Source organism: uncultured Nocardioides sp., from assembly GCF_947488025.1.
GTDB lineage: Bacteria > Actinomycetota > Actinomycetes > Propionibacteriales > Nocardioidaceae > Nocardioides.
In genome coordinates, this window is the sequence record NZ_CANKYS010000008.1 from 60,572 (window position 1) to 79,263 (window position 18,692).

The 18,692-nt window shown below is 72.3% G+C and carries 17 protein-coding genes; 6 read left to right on the plus strand and 11 right to left on the minus strand.

Translation table 11 applies throughout. The annotated features are described in order from the left end of the window. Positions 1-303: 303 nt before the first annotated feature. Both Q1B24_RS14050 and Q1B24_RS14055 read right to left on the minus strand, forming a co-directional pair. On the minus strand, positions 304-870 hold the full coding sequence (locus tag Q1B24_RS14050; RefSeq protein ID WP_299929744.1) for an HhH-GPD-type base excision DNA repair protein: 567 nt from the start codon (positions 868-870) through the stop codon (positions 304-306). Between the two features lie 73 nt (positions 871-943). Continuing rightward, positions 944-1,345 carry a universal stress protein gene (locus Q1B24_RS14055; RefSeq protein WP_299929747.1) on the minus strand — a complete coding sequence of 134 codons (402 nt, stop codon included), beginning with the start codon at positions 1,343-1,345 and terminating at the stop codon, positions 944-946. 124 nt (positions 1,346-1,469) lie between these two features. Here Q1B24_RS14055 and Q1B24_RS14060 point away from each other — a divergent pair, with 124 nt between their 5' ends. Continuing rightward, positions 1,470-1,925 carry a hypothetical protein gene (locus tag Q1B24_RS14060; RefSeq protein ID WP_299929749.1) on the plus strand — a complete coding sequence of 152 codons (456 nt, stop codon included), beginning with the start codon at positions 1,470-1,472 and terminating at the stop codon, positions 1,923-1,925. 18 nt (positions 1,926-1,943) lie between these two features. Here Q1B24_RS14060 and Q1B24_RS14065 read toward each other — a convergent pair whose 3' ends face one another. Together Q1B24_RS14065 and Q1B24_RS14070 are read right to left on the minus strand one after the other, a co-directional pair. Continuing rightward, positions 1,944-3,407 (minus strand): glutamate-cysteine ligase family protein, encoded by a 1,464-nt coding sequence (locus Q1B24_RS14065; RefSeq protein ID WP_299929752.1) that lies wholly within the window; start codon positions 3,405-3,407, stop codon positions 1,944-1,946. 53 nt (positions 3,408-3,460) lie between these two features. After that, positions 3,461-4,465 carry a DUF4192 domain-containing protein gene (locus Q1B24_RS14070; protein ID WP_299929755.1) on the minus strand — a complete coding sequence of 335 codons (1,005 nt, stop codon included), beginning with the start codon at positions 4,463-4,465 and terminating at the stop codon, positions 3,461-3,463. A gap of 191 nt (positions 4,466-4,656) precedes the next feature. On the opposite strand from Q1B24_RS14070, the gene Q1B24_RS14075 reads away from it, so the two are divergent. Together Q1B24_RS14075 and Q1B24_RS14080 are read left to right on the plus strand one after the other, a co-directional pair. Beyond that, the gene (locus Q1B24_RS14075; protein WP_299929758.1) at positions 4,657-5,958 is read left to right on the plus strand and encodes a DNA polymerase IV; all 1,302 of its coding nucleotides are present in this window, start codon (positions 4,657-4,659) and stop codon (positions 5,956-5,958) included. A gap of 660 nt (positions 5,959-6,618) precedes the next feature. Continuing rightward, positions 6,619-7,581, plus strand: coding sequence for a sigma-70 family RNA polymerase sigma factor (locus Q1B24_RS14080; RefSeq protein ID WP_299929760.1), 963 nt, complete (start codon positions 6,619-6,621; stop codon positions 7,579-7,581). Positions 7,582-7,846: 265 nt separating this feature from the next. Here Q1B24_RS14080 and Q1B24_RS14085 read toward each other — a convergent pair whose 3' ends face one another. Genes Q1B24_RS14085 through Q1B24_RS14095 form a run of 3 tightly spaced genes read right to left on the minus strand, consistent with a single transcriptional unit; the run spans position 7,847 to position 10,234 of the window. Then, positions 7,847-9,169: a glycoside hydrolase family 3 N-terminal domain-containing protein gene (locus Q1B24_RS14085; RefSeq protein WP_299929763.1), complete on the minus strand. Its 1,323-nt coding sequence runs from the start codon at positions 9,167-9,169 to the stop codon at positions 7,847-7,849. A 40-nt stretch (positions 9,170-9,209) separates the two neighbouring features. Further along, positions 9,210-9,800, minus strand: a complete 591-nt coding sequence (gene coaE, locus Q1B24_RS14090; RefSeq protein ID WP_299930206.1) for a dephospho-CoA kinase — start codon at positions 9,798-9,800, stop codon at positions 9,210-9,212. 2 nt (positions 9,801-9,802) lie between these two features. Next, positions 9,803-10,234 carry a MarR family transcriptional regulator gene (locus tag Q1B24_RS14095; RefSeq protein WP_299929766.1) on the minus strand — a complete coding sequence of 144 codons (432 nt, stop codon included), beginning with the start codon at positions 10,232-10,234 and terminating at the stop codon, positions 9,803-9,805. An 83-nt stretch (positions 10,235-10,317) separates the two neighbouring features. Between Q1B24_RS14095 and Q1B24_RS14100 the strand changes: the two genes are divergently transcribed. After that, positions 10,318-12,162 (plus strand): ABC transporter ATP-binding protein, encoded by a 1,845-nt coding sequence (locus tag Q1B24_RS14100; RefSeq protein ID WP_299929769.1) that lies wholly within the window; start codon positions 10,318-10,320, stop codon positions 12,160-12,162. Positions 12,163-12,218: 56 nt separating this feature from the next. Here the strand turns inward: Q1B24_RS14100 and Q1B24_RS14105 are convergent, their stop codons facing one another. Then, on the minus strand, positions 12,219-13,502 hold the full coding sequence (locus Q1B24_RS14105; RefSeq protein WP_299929772.1) for an aminotransferase class I/II-fold pyridoxal phosphate-dependent enzyme: 1,284 nt from the start codon (positions 13,500-13,502) through the stop codon (positions 12,219-12,221). A 72-nt stretch (positions 13,503-13,574) separates the two neighbouring features. Further along, on the minus strand, positions 13,575-14,525 hold the full coding sequence (locus Q1B24_RS14110) for a helix-turn-helix domain-containing protein (protein ID WP_299929775.1): 951 nt from the start codon (positions 14,523-14,525) through the stop codon (positions 13,575-13,577). Positions 14,526-14,619: 94 nt separating this feature from the next. On the opposite strand from Q1B24_RS14110, the gene Q1B24_RS14115 reads away from it, so the two are divergent. Together Q1B24_RS14115 and Q1B24_RS14120 are read left to right on the plus strand one after the other, a co-directional pair. Further along, positions 14,620-14,778 (plus strand): hypothetical protein, encoded by a 159-nt coding sequence (locus Q1B24_RS14115; RefSeq protein WP_299929778.1) that lies wholly within the window; start codon positions 14,620-14,622, stop codon positions 14,776-14,778. Positions 14,779-14,815: 37 nt separating this feature from the next. Then, entirely contained in the window at positions 14,816-16,090 is a 1,275-nt protein-coding gene (locus Q1B24_RS14120) for a class I adenylate-forming enzyme family protein (RefSeq protein WP_299929781.1), read from the plus strand. A gap of 4 nt (positions 16,091-16,094) precedes the next feature. Here the strand turns inward: Q1B24_RS14120 and Q1B24_RS14125 are convergent, their stop codons facing one another. Next, positions 16,095-16,937, minus strand: a complete 843-nt coding sequence (locus tag Q1B24_RS14125) for a patatin-like phospholipase family protein (protein ID WP_299929785.1) — start codon at positions 16,935-16,937, stop codon at positions 16,095-16,097. Between the two features lie 116 nt (positions 16,938-17,053). Next, a complete protein-coding gene (rpsA, locus tag Q1B24_RS14130; RefSeq protein ID WP_299929788.1) occupies positions 17,054-18,541 on the minus strand; it encodes a 30S ribosomal protein S1 in 1,488 nt (495 codons plus the stop codon). Between the last annotated feature and the right edge of the window lie 151 nt (positions 18,542-18,692).

The window sequence follows — 18,692 nt, forward strand, 5'->3', positions numbered from 1 at the left end:
TGCCGGGGCTCGACCCCGGCCTCCTCACTGGCGCGCCGTACGTCCTCGGGGGACACGGTGCCGGTGGGGGCAGCGCCGGCGACCAGGGCAGCGATGGAGGGGTGCGTGAGCACCTCTGCGGGGAGCAACTTGCGTGCGTGTGAGGACACGAACACCTCTCGTCGAACAGCTTCGGGGCGCGGCGAGGCCCGGTGACGTCAAGAGCCGCGCGGTCATTCTGCCACGGCCGTCCAGATGGTCCGACATCCGGCTCCCCTCGGCGCGTGTCCACGACCGTCGGCACGCCCGGGCGACACCTCGAGGTCAGTCCGTGGCCTTCGCGGCGGCCTTCTTGGCCTTCTTGAAGTCGCGCACCTTCTGCAGCGACTCGGCGTCCACGACGTCGGCGACGGAGCGGTGCCCCTCGAGGGCATAGTCACCGACCACGGCCTCCCAACCCTCGGGACGTACGTCGAGCTGCTTGGCGAGGAGAGCGACGAAGATCTGCGCCTTCTGCTTGCCGAACCCCGGCAGCGCCATCACCCGCTTGAGCAGGTCCTTGCCGTCGGCGGCCTCGGTCCAGAGCCGCGACGCGTCGCCGCCGTAGGTCTCCTCCACGATGCGAGCCAGCTCCTGCAGCCGCGCCGCCATGGAGCCCGGGAAGCGGTGGATCGCCGGCGGGGTGGAGGCCATGGCCGCGAACTCCTCGGGGTCAGCCGCCGCGATCGCCTCGGGCTCGACCGTGCCGAAGCGGTCCAGGACCTTGGCCGGCCCGCGGAAGGCGTGCTCCATCGGGTACTGCTGGTCGAGCATCATGCCCGCCAGCAGCGCGAACGCGGAGTCGTCGAGAACCTTGTCGGCGGCGGGGTCGCCCGTGATCTGGAAGCCCATGGGGCCATCCTGCCCGACGGACGCCGCGCCGCGCCTCGCGCACGCGCGCGAACCGCTCGAGGTCAGGGAGCTGCTACTGCGCCTTGACCGCCAGGACCGGGCACGGGGCGTCGAGGAGAACACGCTGGGCGTTGCTGCCCAGGATGAGCTTGCCGACGGGCGAGCGGCGTCGCAGGCCGATCACGAGCAGCTCCGCACCGTTGGCCTCGGCGATGCTGATCAGGTCCTCGGCAGGCTCGAAGCCCCGCACGAGCTGGCGCACGTCGTGCTCGACGCCGGCCTCCTGGAGCCGCTTCTGGATCCCGGTCAGGTCGTCCTCGGAGGAGCGGGCAGCCGAACCGTCGAACTCCTGTCCTCCCCGGTGGGAGTTCACCACGACCAGCTTGCTGCCGCGCAGCTTCGCCTCGTTGATGCCGGCTTCGAGAGCCGCTTCACCCTCCGGCTTGGGGACGTACCCGACGACGACGGTGCCCATGGTGTCTCCTCTCGTGGCCACGACGCCTCGCCGCTGGCCTGCTGGCACCGTAACGGAAACCACAGTCCTTGGGCAGCCTGTGGAGGGGTGGGTCGGACGCTCCGCACTGGGGCAGGCTGGAGGGGTGGCCCCACCGCTCGCGCCCCAACCCTCACTTCAGGCGCCCGTCGACCAGCACACGCACGCCGTCCTGCGAGCGGCCACGCTCGAGCTGGTCGAGAGCGAGGACCGTCGCCGCTTCCCGGTCGCGGTCCACGCCGGGGTCCCGGGACGCAGCGTCCGGCACGTCGAGGACCCGCCCCTGCCCGACGCCGGGCTGCGGGCCGACGTCGTCCTCGCGCTGCTGCGGGCCTCGTCCGCCCTCGTCCCCCGCCCCGCGTTGTGGCTGACCCGTCCGGGCCAGCTCAGCCCGCACGACGACGACCTGCGCTGGCTCGGGCCCGCCGCCTGGGCCGCTCGCGCGCTGGGGATGCCCGTCGGCCTGGTCGTCGTGACCCGGCGCGGGTGGTTCGACCCGGTCAGCGACGTACGCCGGGAGTGGCGCCGGCTGCGACCCCGACCGGTGGGGTCCCGCACCTGACAGCGCAGGACGTGGCGGTCAGTCCCAGGTGTGGACGGGCTCGTTGGTGTGCATGCGCTCGCGGTAGTCGAGGAGCGTGGCCCGGAGGGCGTCGTAGCGGTCCGCTCCCCCACGCTCGCGGACGCGGTCGACGAACCACCCCGCACCGCTGGCCTCGGTCTGGCAGCGCTGCTCGATGATGCCGAGGTAGCGGTCGCTCTCCTCGGACGGGACACCCCAGGAGTCGAGGCCGGCGCGCGCCATGGGGAGCAGCCGTCGCAGCACCAGCTCGGTGGCCCGGACCTGTCCGAGGCCCGGCCAGTAGACCTGCGCGTCGACTCCCATCTGGGCGGCGACGTGGAAGTTCTCCTCGGCTGCGGAGAACGACATCTGCGACCACAGCGGGCGCTCGCTCTCGACGAGATAGCGGACCAGTCCGAACCAGAGTGCCGCGTTGGCGATCGTGTCGGCGACGGTCGGGCCGGCGGCGAGGAGCCGGTTCTCCACGCGCAGGTGGGGAATGCCCTGCGAGATGTCGTAGACCGGACGGTTCCAGCGGTAGATCGTGCCGTTGTGGAGCTTGAGCTCGTGGAGGGCGGGCGTGCCGCCGGACTCGAGCACCTCCAGCGGGTCCTCGTCGTCGGTCACGGGGAGCAGTGCGGGGAAGTAGCGGACGTTCTCCTCGAACAGGTCGAACACCGAGGTGATCCACCGCTCGCCGAACCACACCCGCGGCCGGACGCCCTGGGCCTTGAGCTCCTCGCTGCGGGTGTCGGTGGCCTGCTCGAACAGCGGGATGCGGGTCTCGCGCCAGAGCTCCTTGCCGAGCAGGTAGGGCGAGTTGGCCGACACCGCCAGCTGCACGCCCGCGATCGCCTGCGCGGCGTTCCAGTGGGCGGCGAACTGGTCGGGCGAGGTCTGCACGTGGAACTGGGTGCTGGTGCAGGCGGCCTCCGGGACGATCGAGTCCGCGGTCGTGGTGAGGCGCTCCTTGCCGGAGATGCTGATCGTGATGTCCTCGCCCCGGGCGGCGAGGATCTGCTCCGAGAGCAGCTTGTAGCGCGGGTTGGAGCTGAGGGAGGACACGTTCATGTGGCCCTCGGCGAGGGTCGGGAGGATCCCGATCATCACCTGGTGCGCTCCGACCTTCGAACCCTTCTCCTCGGCGTAGTTGAGCGAGCGACGCAGGCTGTCCTCGAACTTCGACAGACCACCCTCGCGCAGCTTGGCCGGGGCCACGTTGATCTCGATGTTGAACTGGCCGAGCTCGGTCTGGAAGTCGGGATCGGCGATGGCCTCGAGGACCTCGGCGTTCTTCAGGGCCGGGTCGCCCGCGTCGTCGATGAGGTTGAGCTCCATCTCGAGGCCGGTCATCGGGTCGTCGGTCTCGAACGCAGCCTCGCGCAGCATGCGGGCGAACACGTCGAGGTTGCGGCGCACCTTCTCGCGGTGGCGCGTCCGGTCGGCTCGGCTGAACTCCTGCTGGTCGACCTCTTCACCCATGACGGCACCCTAGTCACGGCGGCACCGCGCGGGAACCGTCCGGAGGGCTGGTCTCACGCCGCCGGGTCGCCGCTCGCGTCGAGCCCGGGCTGCAGCGTCGCCCACGCGTCCGGCGGGGTCGCCGAGTCCAGCAGCTGGGCCACGAGGCCGGCCAGCGAGTGGGCCGGCTCGCTCGTACGGCACCGGTCGACGGCACACCACGACAGCGCGCCGTCCCCGACGAGCCACGCCGCGAACGCCAGGACGGCAGCGGGACCGGCGACGTGGGTCGCGGGCAGCCGGCGCACCGCGTCGGACCAGAGCTCCACGGCACCGCGGGCGTCCGCGCGGTCGAGCCACACCCACGCCTCGTCGCGGCGCTCGCCCGTGCGCACCGTCACCGCGACGGACGCCAGCTCGGGGGACGAGAAGGTGGTCCGGTCGCCGAGGTGGCGACGTACCAGTGCCCGCAGGCCACCCGCGGGCAGCGGCGTCGCGTCCGCCAGGAGGGGCCCGCTCCGTCCCACCGCCGCCAGGTCGGGCGCGAGGGTCTCGCGCAGCGCCTCGCGGCTGGCGTGGGTCACCCGCCCCTCGAACACCGCCTGCGCCGTGAACGGGTGCTCGGCGAGCGTGAACGGGACGCCCCGGTAGGCGGCGAGCGGGGCGCCCGGCAGCACGGCGTACCAGTGGTCGTCGTGGACGCGCAGCACCTCGCGCACGGCGATCCCAGCCGCGGTGAACTCCTCGTGGACCGACCAGGCCGCCTCGTCGGCGACTGTCGTGTCGTCGTCGTAGACCACGACGACGACGTCGCGCACACCGTTGCGCCTGGCCGGCCGCAGGAGCGCCTCGACCACGTCGTCGACGTCGTCGGGGTCGTGGGGCAGGTCGACGCGGGCGTGCATGCCGCCGGAGACACCGACGCTCACGACGACGACCGAACGCTGCGGCACGAAGCCCATCGCCAAGGGCACGAAGGCGGCGACGTCGCCCGGCGTGCGCACGCGCAGCGTGGTGGGGCCGCCGGACGGCGAGGGCGAGGTGGACGGGGGGACGGGGACGAGCTCGTGGGGTTCCATGACCACGACGCTTCCCGGCAGCACCGACCCTTCACGCTAGGCCAGGCCTCCGCCTGTGGAGAAGCGGCGGTTGGGGTCGCCTGTGGACGGTTCGTGGCGTGCGGCCGGGGTGGAGCGCTCCCCGGCCACCCACCCCCGATGCGGGAGGATGGGGCCGTGACGCTGCTGCCCGCTCCCGGCCCGACCGGCTGATGCGCGACACCGCGTCGATCCTCCACCTGGACCTGGACGCCTTCTTCGCCGCCGTCGAGCAGCGCGACAAGCCGTCGCTGCGGGGCAAGCCGGTGATCGTCGGGGGCACCGGCGGCCGGGGCGTGGTGTCCACGGCGTCGTACGAGGCGCGCCGCTACGGCGTGGGGTCCGCGATGTCCGGGCGCGAGGCGCGGGCGCGCTGCCCGCACGCGGCGTTCCTGAGCGGGCGTTTCCACGCCTACCGCGCGACCAGCAAGCAGGTCATGCAGGTGCTCCGAGACCTCTCCCCCCTCGTCGAGCCGCTCTCGCTGGACGAGGCGTTCGTCGACCTCGCCGCCGCCGGCCTGCCCGACCTCGAGGTCGACACCGTCACCGCGGCCGGTGCCGAGCTGCGGCGGCGCGTGCAGGAGGTCACGGGCGGGCTCACCGCGACGGTCGGCATCGCGTCGTCGAAGTTCCTCGCCAAGGTCGCCAGCGAGCTCGACAAGCCCGACGGCATGACCGTGGTTCCTCCCGGCACCGAGCTCGACCTGCTCCGGCCGATGAAGGTGAAGGTGATCCCCGGCGTCGGTCCCGCCACCGCCGAGCGCCTGCGTCGTGCCGGCATCCACACCGTCGCCGAGCTCGAGGCGGTCAGCGAGGACGAGCTGGTGCGACTGCTCGGCCAGGCACAGGGGCACGGGCTGTGGCAGCTGGCACGGGCCCAGGACTCGCGCCCGGTCGTCGCCGAGCGGGAGGCGAAGTCGATCAGCGTCGAGGGCACCTATGACTCCGACCTCACCGACCGGAGGCTGATGGAGGGCCTGCTGACGCGGCAGGCGCGCGAGGTGGGCACGCGCATGCGCAAGAACGGACACTCCGGTCGGACCGTCACCATCAAGGTCCGCCTCTACGACTTCACCACGCTCAGCCGGTCGAGCACGCTCACGAGCCCGACCGACGACGGCGCGACCATCGCCCGGGTCGCCCGAGCGCTGCTGGCGGACCTCGACACCACGGGCGGCGTACGGCTCCTGGGCGTCGGCGTGTCCGGGCTGGCGGACTGGGTCCAGGAGGACCTCTTCGGCGAGAGCGGAGAGGACGAGGGGGTCGAGGTGGTGATCCCCGAGCCACCGCGACGCACCTGGCCACCGGGCGCCGACGTCGTGCACGACGAGATGGGTGCGGGCTGGGTGTGGGGCTCCGGCGCCGGGGTCGTGACCGTGCGCTTCGAGACCGCCGACACCCCTCCCGGCCCGGTGCGCAGCTTCCGCGCCGACGACCCGGCGCTGCACCGCTACGAGCCACCGGCCGAGGACTGACGCACGCCGTACGCCGTCTCGTCGACCACCGGCCACCGGCCCGTCGACCCGCGGGAGTTGCGACCGCTCCCCGACCTTTGGCAGCCTCGTGGGCGCACACAGGTGAGGGGCTCCCGATGGTATGAGCATCAGGAGCCCCTCGATGTGATCGGGGTGGTGACGTCCGATCCACCGGACCGGCCTCCCGGCTCCCACAGTCCCCGCCACCGGGCCTGCGCGGCGAGCAAGTCGCCGTCTGGAGCTGTTCGTCCGATCCGATCCCCGACCCCGCCGGAGCGGGATCGGTAGGAGAGTTCTATGTCCTCCGGCCGATCGCACGCAAGGGTTCCGCTGGACAAACCTCCAGTCCCACAGGGTTCCCCACAGAAGTCGTGCACTGCTCCACAACCCGGGTGCGTCCCTCCACAGCTGGAGGCCCGGGCTGTGGAGGACCCGCGCGTTCACGTCGGCACCGGGCCGACGGGGGCCCTGCGCGGACGCGGTCCTCAGGGCTGACCCCTGAGAAGTCCCTGAGAGTTGGACGAACATGCAACTCCGGTGGGTACTGGCTCGTCAAGGCAGGTGAAGGCACCACATCCGAGGCGGGGAATCCCGCGACGGACACCGGCGTTGGAACAGATGTGCGACACAGGGGTGGTCGCACGAGAGCAGGAGGACGACATGAGCACCGCACAGGCCAAGCGCACCACCACCACTCGTGAGATCGAGGGCCGCGACAGCGTCGGCCTCTACCTCGACGAGATCGCTCGCACCCCGCTCCTCGACGCCGAGACCGAGGTCGAGCTGTCCAAGACCATCGAGGCGGGCCTGCTGGCCCAGCACCTCCTCGACACCGGTCGCGTCGGTCGCCGCAAGGGCGGTGCGCCGATGAGCGCCAACGAGGCCGAGCTCGAGTGGCTCGCCGAGCAGGGCCGGCTCGCGGTCGACCGCTTCATCGAGGCCAACCTCCGCCTGGTCGTCTCCATCGCGCGCAAGTACGGCCGCTCGCAGATGCCGATGCTCGACCTCATCCAGGAGGGCAACACCGGCCTGATCCGTGCGGTCGAGAAGTTCGACTACACCAAGGGCTACAAGTTCTCGACCTACGCCACGTGGTGGGTCCGCCAGGCCATCACGCGCGGCATCGCGCAGCAGGCGCGCGTCGTACGCCTCCCCGTGCACGTCGTCGAGGAGCTCAACCAGGTCGGCAGCGCCCGGCGCACGCTCGAGCGCCAGCTCGGCCGCGACCCGGAGCCGCAGGAGATCGCCACCGAGCTCGGGATGGACCTCGACCGGGTGCTCGACCTGATGAGCTGGGGCCGCGACCACGTCTCGCTGGACACGCCCGTCGACGAGGACGGCGACACCTCCCTGGGTGACCTGATGGCGCAGGAGACGGCGCCCGGACCGGACCTCAACGTCCTCGACGCGGAGGCCCGCCAGCGGCTCGACGACCTCGTCGCGATCCTCGACGAGCGCTCCGCCGACATCGTCCGCGCCCGCTACGGCCTGGCGGACGGTCGCCAGCACAAGCTCGCCGACATCGGTGCCCGCCACGGCATCTCCGCCGAGCGGGTCCGCCAGCTCGAGCGCGAGGCGCTGCAGAAGCTCCGCCGCGCGGGCGACCCCGACCTGGCTGCCTGACCCCGGGCGCCCAGCGCGCCACCTCGAGACCGCCGGGCCACGCCCGGCGGTCTTGTCGTATCCCCCGGGCGATCCCCGACGAAGCCTGCCGCGCCCCGCCCCACCCCCGAGCGGTGCGTGAGACACCTTCCGAGCGCCCAGGACCTGCGTCACGCACCGCTCCCCGGACGCTCCTCACCCGAGCGGTGCGTGAGACACCTTCCGAGTGGCCAGGACCTGCGTCACGCACCGCCCGGCGCTGACCGGGTGCGCTGCCTGAGACCGATCAGTACGCCGCGGACTCCAGGTCCGCGCTCGCGGCCTGTGCGCGCTCGACCACGTCGGCGGGGACGGGCCGTCGTGCTGCCACCCGCGCCTGCCACATCTGGACCGCCACCACCCGGGCAGCTGCCTCCTCGACGCGGGCGCGGGAGACCAGTCCGGAGTCGATGGCGTCGACGACTATCTGGTGGGTGGTCGCGGTGTCGACCGGCATCAGGAGCAGGTCCGCACCGGCCTGCAGCGCCTGGAGGGCCGGCGTGGGCCGGCCGCCGACGGCGCCCATGCCGAGCGAGTCGGTGATGGTGACGCCCTCGAAGCCGAGGTCGTCGCGCAGCAGGTCGTACACCTCGGGCGCCATGCTGGCCGGCACTCCCGGCGCGATCTCGGTCAGGTTGAGGTGGCTCAGCATCACCGCCGGCGCTTGCTGGCGGAACGCGGACTCGAAGGGCGGCAGGTCCTGCGCCTCGAGCTCGGCGAGCGTCGAGTCGAGCACCGGGAGGGTGTCGTGGCTGTCGCTGGTCGCGCCGCCGTGGCCGGGGAAGTGCTTGACCGTCGACACGACACCCGCGTCGTCGTAGCCCTTGATCGCGGCACCGACCGCCTGCGAGGCCAGGCGTGGGTCCTGCGAGGGCGACCGCGCCCCGATGGTGGGGTCGGCGGCGCCGATGGTGACGTCGGCGACGGGGGCGAAGACCCAGGTGAAGCCGAGGTCGCGCAGCTCGAGGCCGGTCGCGAGGGCCGCGGCGCGGGTGACCCGGCGGCCGGCGCGGGCATCCGCAGCGATGGCGAGCCCGGCCGACTGGAAGTGCGGGAAGTCGGTGGCGATGCCGCGCAGGTGTGAGACGTAGCCGCCCTCCTGGTCGACGCCGATGACCGGTGGGTGGTCGCGGCCGTCGGCGCGAGCGGCCTCGGTGATCGCCGCGGTCATCGCCAGCACCTGGTCGCGGTCGAGGACGTTGGCGCCGGTCACCGAGACGCCCGCGAGGTGCAGGTCGCGCATCATGCGGGCCGGCTCCTCCGGGTCGGTGCCGTGGAAGCGTCCGACGATGACTCCTCCGGCGAGCTGCTCGGAGCTCCAGCCGGCGACGAGCTCCTGGGCCTGCGCGAGCTCGCCCGTCGTCGGGCCCCACGACGTCGGCGCGTCGGGGTCCTCGGTCGCCTCTGCCTCCGGCTCGGCCGGCTCGGCGGACTGCGTCGTCGACGCCGAGGACGACGGGCTGGACGTGGCCGGCTCGGTGTCGTCGGGCGCCTGGCCGAGACCGGCACACCCGCTCACCAGCAGGACACCGGACGCGATCACGGCCAGGCGGGGTCGGATCGAGAGCACGTGGGGAGGTTACCCGGCGGAGGCCCGCGAGCCGGAAACGTCAGGCCCGGCGGGCGAGCTCCTCGTGGATCGCCTCCACCTGCTGGCGCAGGTCGTCGAGCGAGCCGGTGTTGTCGACCACGTGCGTGGCGATCGCCCGTCGCTGCTCGCGGGTCGCCTGCGCCGCGATGCGGGACTCGGCCTCCTCGCGGGTCCAGCCCCGGTCCTCGACCATCCGCTGCACCTGCAGCTCCGTGGGGGCGTCGACCACGACGACCGCGTCGAAGGACCCGGCCCGCCCGACCTCGGCCAGCAGGGGGATGTCGTGGACCACGACCGCGTGCTCCGGTGCATCCGCCTCCAGCTCGGCGCTGCGCCGGTGCACCAGCGGGTGGATGATCGCCTCGAGCCGGCGGCGCGCGTCGGGGTCGGCGAAGACGAGGGCGCCCATGGCGGCCCGGTCGAGGTCGCCGTCCGGCGTGAGGACCTCCGGACCGAACTCCGCGACCACGGCGACCAGACCCGGCGTCCCGCGCGCCACGACCTCGCGGGCGATCAGGTCGGCGTCGATGACGACGGCGCCCAGCTCGGCGAGGATCACCGAGACCGTGCTCTTGCCCGAGGCGATGCCGCCGGTCAGGCCGACACGAATGGTCACAGGTCCTCCCCCACGACGACGGCCAGGATCTCGTGGAGCGTACGACGCTGGGCGGGCGTGAGCACGTCGAGGACCCGCTGCGACGCGTCGCGGCGTACGTCGTCGACCTGCGCCAGCAGCCGGCGCCCGTCCTCGGTGGGCACCAGCCGGGTGGCCCGGCGGTCGGTGGGGTCGGGCTCGCGCCGCACCCAACCCCGCTCCTCGAGCGCGTCGGCGACCTCGGTCGCGGAGCGGGGAGCGATCCGCAGAGCCTCGGCGAGGGCCGAGGGTCGCATCGCGTCGGCACCGCCCAGCACGCGCAGCGCCCTCGCCTGCGACGGGGTGACGTCCCACGCGGCGAGCGCCTCGACGTGGGCACGTCGCACCCGACGGGCCAGCGCCATGACCAGGTCGCCGGTCGTCGGCTCGGGCCCCCTCGTCCGGTCCACGGGAATACCTCCGCCTGCCTCTCGGTTGCAGCCTCATAGTGAGGCTACCTCACTACCTTCGCACACCGAGAGGAGCTGGTCGGATGACTGACCACCCCGACTCCCGTCCGGACTCCCGGGGCAGACGCTCCCGCGGCGGTCGCCCCGATCCTGCCGACCTGCGGCAGCTCGCGGACTCCCCCGTGTCCCTGCGCCGCATCGCCGGCCTCTTCACCCCGCACCGCGCGACCCTGACCGTCGTGGTCGCGCTCATCGTGCTGAGCTCGCTCGTCGGGCTCGCCCAGCCGTTCCTCGTCCGGCACGTCATCGACGAGGCACTCCCCCACCAGGACGTGAGCCTGCTGCTGCTCCTGGTCGGCGCCATGATCGGCGTCGCCGTCGCGACCGCCGTGATCGGCGTCGTGCAGACCTGGCTGTCCACCGCGGTGGGGCAGCGCGTCATGCACCGCCTGCGGAGCGACCTGTTCGCCCACCTCCAACGACAGTCGCTCGACTTCTTCACCCGTACCCGCGGCGGTGAGGTGCAGTCGCGCCTGGTCAACGACATCGGCAGCATGCAGGGCGTCGTCACCCAGACGGCGACGTCGATCGCCGCCAACGTCACCGTGGTCGTCGGCACGGCCGTCGCCATGGTCGCGCTGAGCTGGCGCCTCGCCCTGATCTCGCTCGTGGTGCTGCCACCTGCCGTCCTGCTCACCCGGCAGGTCGCCCGGATGCGGCACCGGATCACCGGCGAGCGCCAGCGGCGCCTCGCCGACCTCCACGTCCAGATCGAGGAGGGTCTCTCAGTCAGCGGCGTGCTGCTCACCAAGACCCTCGGCGCCTCACCGCGCCTGACCGCGCGGTTCGAGGAGACCTCCGCCGACCTCGTCGGCCTCGAGATCCGCTCCCGTCTCGCCGGTCGCTGGCGGATGGCGACGATGAACGTCGTCTTCGCCGCCGTCCCGGCCGCGATCTACCTCGCCGCCGGCTTTCCGGCCACCTCGGGCGGGATGACGATCGGCACGCTCGTCGCCTTCGTCGCGCTGCAGGGCACGCTGTTCCGTCCGCTCATGGGGCTGCTCAACGTCGGGGTCGACCTCACCGCCTCGCTGGCGCTCTTCAGCCGGATCTTCGAGTACGCGGACCTCCCCGTCGACATCGGCGAGCCCGACGTGCCGGTCCGGATCGACCGGCACCGCGTGCGCGGCGAGGTCCGCTTCGAGCGGGTCGGCTTCTCGTACGACGGCGAGCGCGCCGTGCTGTCCGAGGTCGACCTCGTCGTGCCCGCGGGCGGCACGCTCGCCCTGGTGGGCGAGACCGGCAGCGGCAAGTCGACCCTCGCCGCACTCGTGCCCCGGCTGCACGACGTGACGTCGGGCCGGGTGCTCGTGGACGGGGTCGACGTCCGCGACCTCGCCGCCGGCGACCTGGCCGCCGTCGTCGGCGTGGTCACCCAGGAGACCTACCTGATGCATGCGAGTGTCCGGGACAACCTGCGCCATGCCCACCCGGAGGCCACCGATGCCGAGATCGAGCAGGCCTGCCGCACGGCACGCATCCACGACCTGATCGCCTCTCTTCCCGACGGCTACGACACCGTCGTGGGCTCACGCGGGCACCGGTTCTCCGGCGGCGAGCAGCAACGGCTGGCCATCGCCCGCACCCTGCTGCGCGACCCGGCCGTGCTCGTCCTCGACGAGGCCACGAGTGCGCTCGACAACGAGACCGAGCGCGCCATCCTGGCCACGCTCGACGAGGTGACCCGGAGCCGTACGACGATCACGATCGCCCACCGTCTGTCCACCGTCCGCGACGCCGACCAGATCGCGGTGCTCCACGCGGGGCGCGTCGTCGAGCTCGGCACCCACGAGGAGCTGCTGCTGCAGGGCGGCCGCTACGCCGACCTCGTCCGCGGCGGGCTCGGCGCAGAGCCCGCGGCCGCCTGACCCCGGACGGGCAGGAAGCGCCCGGTCGCCGACCCGGGCGGGCAGGAAGCGCCCGGTCAGCGGTCGGCGGCCGCCTTCTCCGCTGCCGCGAGCAGCACGCAGGTCGCCACGGCCACCATGGCCTGGGTGACCTCGCCGAGCGGCGGCATCGTGGGCGCCAGCCGGATGTTCGTGTCGTCCGGGTCCTGCTTGTAGGGGAACGACGACCCGGCGGGCGTCAGCGCGATGCCGGCCTCCTTGGCGAGGGCGACGACGCGGCTCGCGGTGCCGGGCACCACGTCGAGGTTCACGAAGTAGCCACCGGTCGGGGAGTTCCAGGTCGCGACACCGCGCCCGCCGAGCCGCTCCGTCAGCACCCGGTCCACCTCGGCGAACTTGGGCGCGATGATCGCCCGGTGCTTGGCCATGTGGTCGCGCACGCCCTGCGGAGAGCCGAAGAACTCCGCGTGCCGCAGGTGGTTGACCTTGTCCGGCCCGATCGAGCCGTTGCCGAGGTGCTGGAGGTACCAGCCGACGTTGCCGGCGGAGGCGGCCAGGAAGGCCACGCCCGCGCCTGCGTAGCTGATCTTGGAGGTCGACGCGAACATGATCGGCCGGTCCGGGTGCCCCGCGGCGGACGCCAGGGTGAGGATGTCGGCACTCTTGGCCTCGTCCTCGGTGAGGTGGTGCAGGGCGTAGGCGTTGTCCCAGAAGATCTTGAAGTCCGGCGCGGCGGTCGGCATCGCTGCGAGCCGGGCGGCGACGTCCTGGCTGCAGACAGCACCCGTGGGGTTGGCGTAGGTCGGGACGATCCACATCCCCTTGATGCTCGGGTCGTCGGCGACGAGCGCAGCGACGGCCCCGACGTCGGGGCCGTCGTCGTTCATCGGCACGGTCACCATCTCGATGCCGAGGCTCTCGAGCAGGGTGAAGTGGCGGTCGTAGCCCGGCACCGGGCACACGAAGCGGACCTTCTCCTCCTTGCCCCACGGCCGCTCGGAGTCGGTCGCGCCGAAGAGCATCATCCAGACCAGGCAGTCGCGCATGATGGACAGGCTCGAGTTGCCGCCGGCGACCACCTGGTCGGGCTCGACCCACAGCAGCTCGGCGAACATCTCCCGCAGCTCGCGCAGACCCTCGAGGCCGCCGTAGTTGCGGACGTCGACGCCACTGGCGTCCTTGGTCGACGTCGGCAGCCGGAGCAGGTCGTCGGCGAGGTCGAGCTGCTGGGACGACGGCTTGCCGCGCGTGAGGTCGAGCCTGAGACCCTGCGCCTTGAGCTGCTCGTAGGCTGCCCGCTGCTCGTCGAGCAGGACGGCGAGGTCGTCGGCGGACAGGTCGGCCAGCGCAGTCGCGTTCACGGCTCCAGCCTAGAGGTCGCCCGGCCGTGCCCTCACGGCCGTTCCGCCCGTGGAACGTCCCGCCGCTCGGACTCAGGCCGTCAGTCGGAAGCTGCGCCGGTACTCCTGCGGACTGACCCCGCGGGAGCGGCCGAAGTGGTGGCGAAGCGTCGCGGCGTTGCCGAAGCCGACCTCGGAAGCCACCCAGTCGATCGAGTGGTCGGTCTGCTCGAGCAGCTCCTGGGCGGCGCGCACCCGCTCGCCGAGGATCCAGCTGTAGGGCGTCGTGCCGGTCTCCTCCTTGAACCGTCGCGCGAAGGTCCGGGCCGACATGTGCATCTGCCGGGCCAGCGTCTCCACATCGAGCTCCTCGGCGAGGTGGGAGCTGATCCACGCCAGCAGCGGCGCGAGGGCCTCGGACTCACACACCGGGACGGGGCGGGCGATGTACTGCGCCTGGCCGCCGTCGCGGTGCGGCGGGACGACCATGCGCCGCGCCGTCGTGGCGGCGACCTTCGCGCCGAACTGCTGGCGCATCACGTGGAGCGCGGCGTCGAGCACGGCCGCGGAGCCCGCGCCGGTCACGATCGAGCCGTCCTGCACGTAGAGGACGTCGGGGTCGACGACCGCCTGGGGGAACCGAGCCGCCAGCTCGGCGGCGTAGCGCCAGTGGGTCGTGCAGCGACGGCCGTCGAGCAGCCCCGCATCGCCCAGCATGAAGGTCGCCGAGCAGTGGGCGAAGAGCATTGCGCCGCGCGCGTGCGCGGACCGCAGCAGCTCGGACACCTCCGGCGACGTGCCGCGGTGGTCGCTCTTGGGCGCCAGGCAGATGAGGTCCGCGTCGGCAGCCGCGTCCAGCCCGTGCTCGACGTGCAGGTCGAACCCCGCGCGGGTGTGCAGCCGCCCGGGCCGCGGCGTGACGACCGTGAAGTCGAAGACGGGGTTGTCGTCCTCGGGGTGGTAGGGCTCGGCCCAGACCTCGCACAGCGCCCCGAGCCCGAACGGCTCCGGCTGCTCCTGCACCACCACGGCGACCTTTTGCATCTCAGCAGCGTGCCACGAGTCGTGGCAGGAAATCAACCCACATTGTCATTCCTGCCACTGGTGGCAGGAAGCAGATGGGCGAATGATTGCTGCCATGGACACCATCATCGCCTTCCTGGTCCTGGCCACCGCCATCGCGCTCCTGGTCAGCTACGCCCGCCACGACCGGTTCGCCGGCCACGCGTCCACTACCCACCCGGTCGACGACCTCGGTCCTGTCGAGGAGCGCTTCCACCTCGTCCCACGCGGCTGACTGCCTCGGCCTGCACGCACGCGGGCACAATGCCCCCATGGACGGACCAGGCACCGCTGACGCCCTCGCCGCAGGCGCCCGGGTGGCCCTGCTGGTCCCCGGCTCGCCGCCGTACGTCGACCTGGTCCTGGCGCTGCTGGCCGACGGGATCTTTCCCGTGCCGCTCGATCCTGCGCTCACGCAGGCGGAGCGCGACCGGATCCTCGATCCGATCGCCCCCGACCTCGTCGTCACCTCGCAGGCGCAGGTGGAGCAGCTGCTGGCCGCCCGGCGCGGCCGGTCCCGGTCGCTGCCGCTCGGCCGGCCGATCCACTGCACCAGCGGGACGACCGGCACACCGAAGGGCGTGTGGTCCGGGCTCCTCCCCGAGACCGAGGCAGCCGCCCTGGTCGGCGAGGAGCGCGACCTGTGGGGCTTCGCCGCGGGCGACGTCAACCTGGTGCTGAGCCCGCTCCACCACTCCGCCCCGCTCCGCTTCGCTACCGGCACCCTGCTCGCCGGCGGCCGGATCGTGGTGCCGGGGAAGTTCGACCCGGCCGTGGTGACGGCGGCGATCGAGCGCGATCGGCCGACGACGATGTTCTGCGTGCCGACGCACCTGCAGCGGCTCCTCGCCCACTGGGACACCGCGGGCGTCCCGGACCTGTCGTCCTTCCGGCTCGTCGCCCATGCGGGCGCCCCCTGCCCGCCGCAGGTCAAGCACCGGCTGGTCGAGCTGTTCCCCGACGGCTCGACGTGGGAGTTCTACGGCTCGACCGAGGGCCAGTTCACCGCGTGCCGCTCCGAGGAGTGGCTGGCGAACCCCGGCACGGTGGGGCGGGCCCGCCCCGGCCGCACCCTGACCACCGACGACGACGGCCGGATCTGGTGCGCCGTGCCGCAGCACGCCCGGTTCACCTACCTCGGTGCCCCCGAGCAGACGGCGGCGGCCTGGCGCGACACCCCGCACGGGCCGGCGTTCACCGTCGGTGACGTCGGGAGGATCGACCCCGACGGCTACCTCCACCTCGAGGGCCGGCGCACCGACCTGATCATCACCGGCGGCGTCAACGTCTACCCGCTCGAGGTCGAGAACGCCCTGCGCGAGGTCGAGGGAGTCGACGACGTCGCCGTCTTCGGCGTGCCCGACGACCGGTGGGGCCAGCGGGTGTGCGCCGCCGTGGTGGGTGACGTCACGACGGACGCCCTCGACGCCCATGCCCGCCTGGTCCTGGCGCCGGCCAAGCGTCCCAAGGACTACCTCGGCGTCGCCGGCCTGCCGATGACGGCCACCGGCAAGGTGCGGCGCGACGCGCTCGCCGACCTCCTCTGAGGCCTCAGGCCGCCCACACCGGACCCACCTGGTCGACGAGGTCGCGGGACTGGCGCAGCCCGGCCTCGGCCGCGACGGCGCGCTTGGCGGGGTCGAGCAGGTTGCGGCCGAAGGCGGCCAGCGCCTCCGGGTCCGGCGTCACCACCGACCAGGCACGCGGTGCGACGCGCTCGAGCTGGGCCCGGATGGACACCTTCTTGCTCACCGACCGCGGCAGGGGCGCCAGCACGATGACGCGCTCGGCTCCGCGGGCCACGTCGACGTTGGCCGTGGACCGCATGCCGCCGTCCATGTAGGTGCGCCCGCCGATCTCCACGGGCGGCCACACGGTCGGGACGGCACAGCTGGCAGCGACGGCCGCGACCAGGTCGACGCCCGAGTCCGGGCCGAAGACGGTGAACTCACCGCTGGTGGCGTCGACCGCAGTGATGCGCAGGTCGCGGTCGGGCCAGTCGTGGACCGGCAACCGGGCGCGGATCACGCCCTCGCGGTCCACGCTCCCGGGGGCGTGGGACGCGTGGGCGACCCGTCCGACGCGGGCGAGCTTGTCGCGGCCGCTCCCGGGCAGCACGTAGGGCGGGACGAGCTTGAGCGCCGCGATGCGGGAGAGCCGACCCCCCAGCTCGGCGTCGGCCGGCTCGAGCTGGGCGGCGTACAGCTCTTCGAGCGGGACGCTGTTGGTCACCTGCGCACCCACGACCGATCCGGCGGAGGTGCCGACGACGGTGTCGGCGTCGGCGAGGTCCACACCCGCCCGCGCCAGGCCGGTGAGGATCCCGAGCTGCCAGGCGATCCCGGTGATGCCCCCGCCGCCGAGCACCAGGGCTGACGTTCCGCTTCCTGTCATGGGGCCAGTTCTAGCGGATCGCCCCTGACGACGGCACCCACCCGGCAGACGACGACGGCCCGCCGGGTCTCCCCGGCGGGCCGTCGTGGTGGTGCTCAGATCAGTGGATCAGCCGATCAGGCCTGGCCACCGGTCAGCTTCTCGCGGAGCGCCTGCAGCGCCTCGTCGGAGGCGAGCGAGCCGCCGGTGTCGCCACCGGACTCGCCGTCCTCGACGACGTCGCCGCCCGAGGAGTACGAGGTGGCCTCGCCGGCCTCGGCCTCGGCAACCTTCGCGTCGGCCTGCTGCTTGACGTGCTGCTCCCAGCGCGCGTGCGCCTTGGCGTACTGGTCCTCCCAGACCGCACGCTGCTCGTCGAAGCCCTCGAGCCACTCGCCCGTCTCGGGGTCGAAGCCCTCGGGGTAGACGTAGTTGCCCTGCTCGTCGTAGGTCGCGGTCATGCCGTAGAGCGTGGGGTCGAACTCCTCCACGTCGGCAGCAGCGGCGGTCTCGTTGGCCTGCTTGAGCGACAGCGAGATCCGGCGACGCTCGAGGTCGATGTCGATGATCTTGACCATGACGTCGTCGTTGACCTGGACGACCTGCTCGGGGATCTCGACGTGACGCTCGGCAAGCTCGGAGATGTGCACCAGGCCCTCGATGCCCTCCTCGACACGGACGAACGAGCCGAAGGGCACCAGCTTGGTGACCTTGCCGGGCACGATCTGTCCGATCTGGTGGGTCCGGGCGAAGTGCTGCCACGGGTCCTCCTGCGTCGCCTTCAGCGACAGGGAGACACGCTCGCGGTCCATGTCGACGTCGAGGACCTCGACGGTGACCTCGTCGCCCACGGCGACGACCTCGGACGGGTGGTCGATGTGCTTCCAGGAGAGCTCGGAGACGTGGACGAGGCCGTCGACGCCGCCGAGGTCCACGAACGCACCGAAGTTGACGATCGAGGAGACGACACCCTTGCGGATCTGGCCCTTCTGGAGCTGGGTCAGGAAGCCGTGGCGGACCTCGGACTGGGTCTGCTCGAGCCAGGCGCGACGCGACAGGACCACGTTGTTGCGGTTCTTGTCGAGCTCGATGATCTTCGCCTCGAGCGTCTGGCCGACGTAGGGCTGCAGGTCGCGGACGCGACGCATCTCCACCAGCGAGGCGGGCAGGAAGCCGCGGAGACCGATGTCGAGGATGAGGCCACCCTTGACGACCTCGATGACGGTGCCCTCGACGACGCCGTCCTCCTCCTTGACCTGCTCGATGGTGCCCCAGGCACGCTCGTACTGAGCACGCTTCTTGGACAGGATCAGGCGACCCTCCTTGTCCTCCTTCTGAAGGACCAGGGCCTCGACCTTGTCGCCCACGGAAACGACCTCGTTGGGGTCGACGTCGTGCTTGATGGACAGCTCACGCGAGGGGATGACGCCCTCGGTCTTGTAGCCGATGTCGAGGAGGACCTCGTCACGGTCCACCTTGACGATGGTGCCGTCGACGATGTCGCCGTCGTTGAAGTACTTGATGGTCGCGTCGATCGCCGCGAGGAAGTCCTCTTCGGACCCGATGTCGTTGACAGCCACCTGAGGGGCGTCGTAGTCCGGAAGAGTGGAGAGCGTGCTCGTCATATGGAAGGAATTTCCTTGGATGGATGGAGTCGTGCGGACGCGTGCAGCTGCCTGTTTCACTGCTCCCCGACGATGACTGGTCACGGACGGTGGTGCGGCGAGCCCGGGTTCGCTCGGTATGGAAGCCGGGCAGACGACTGGCGCAACACCC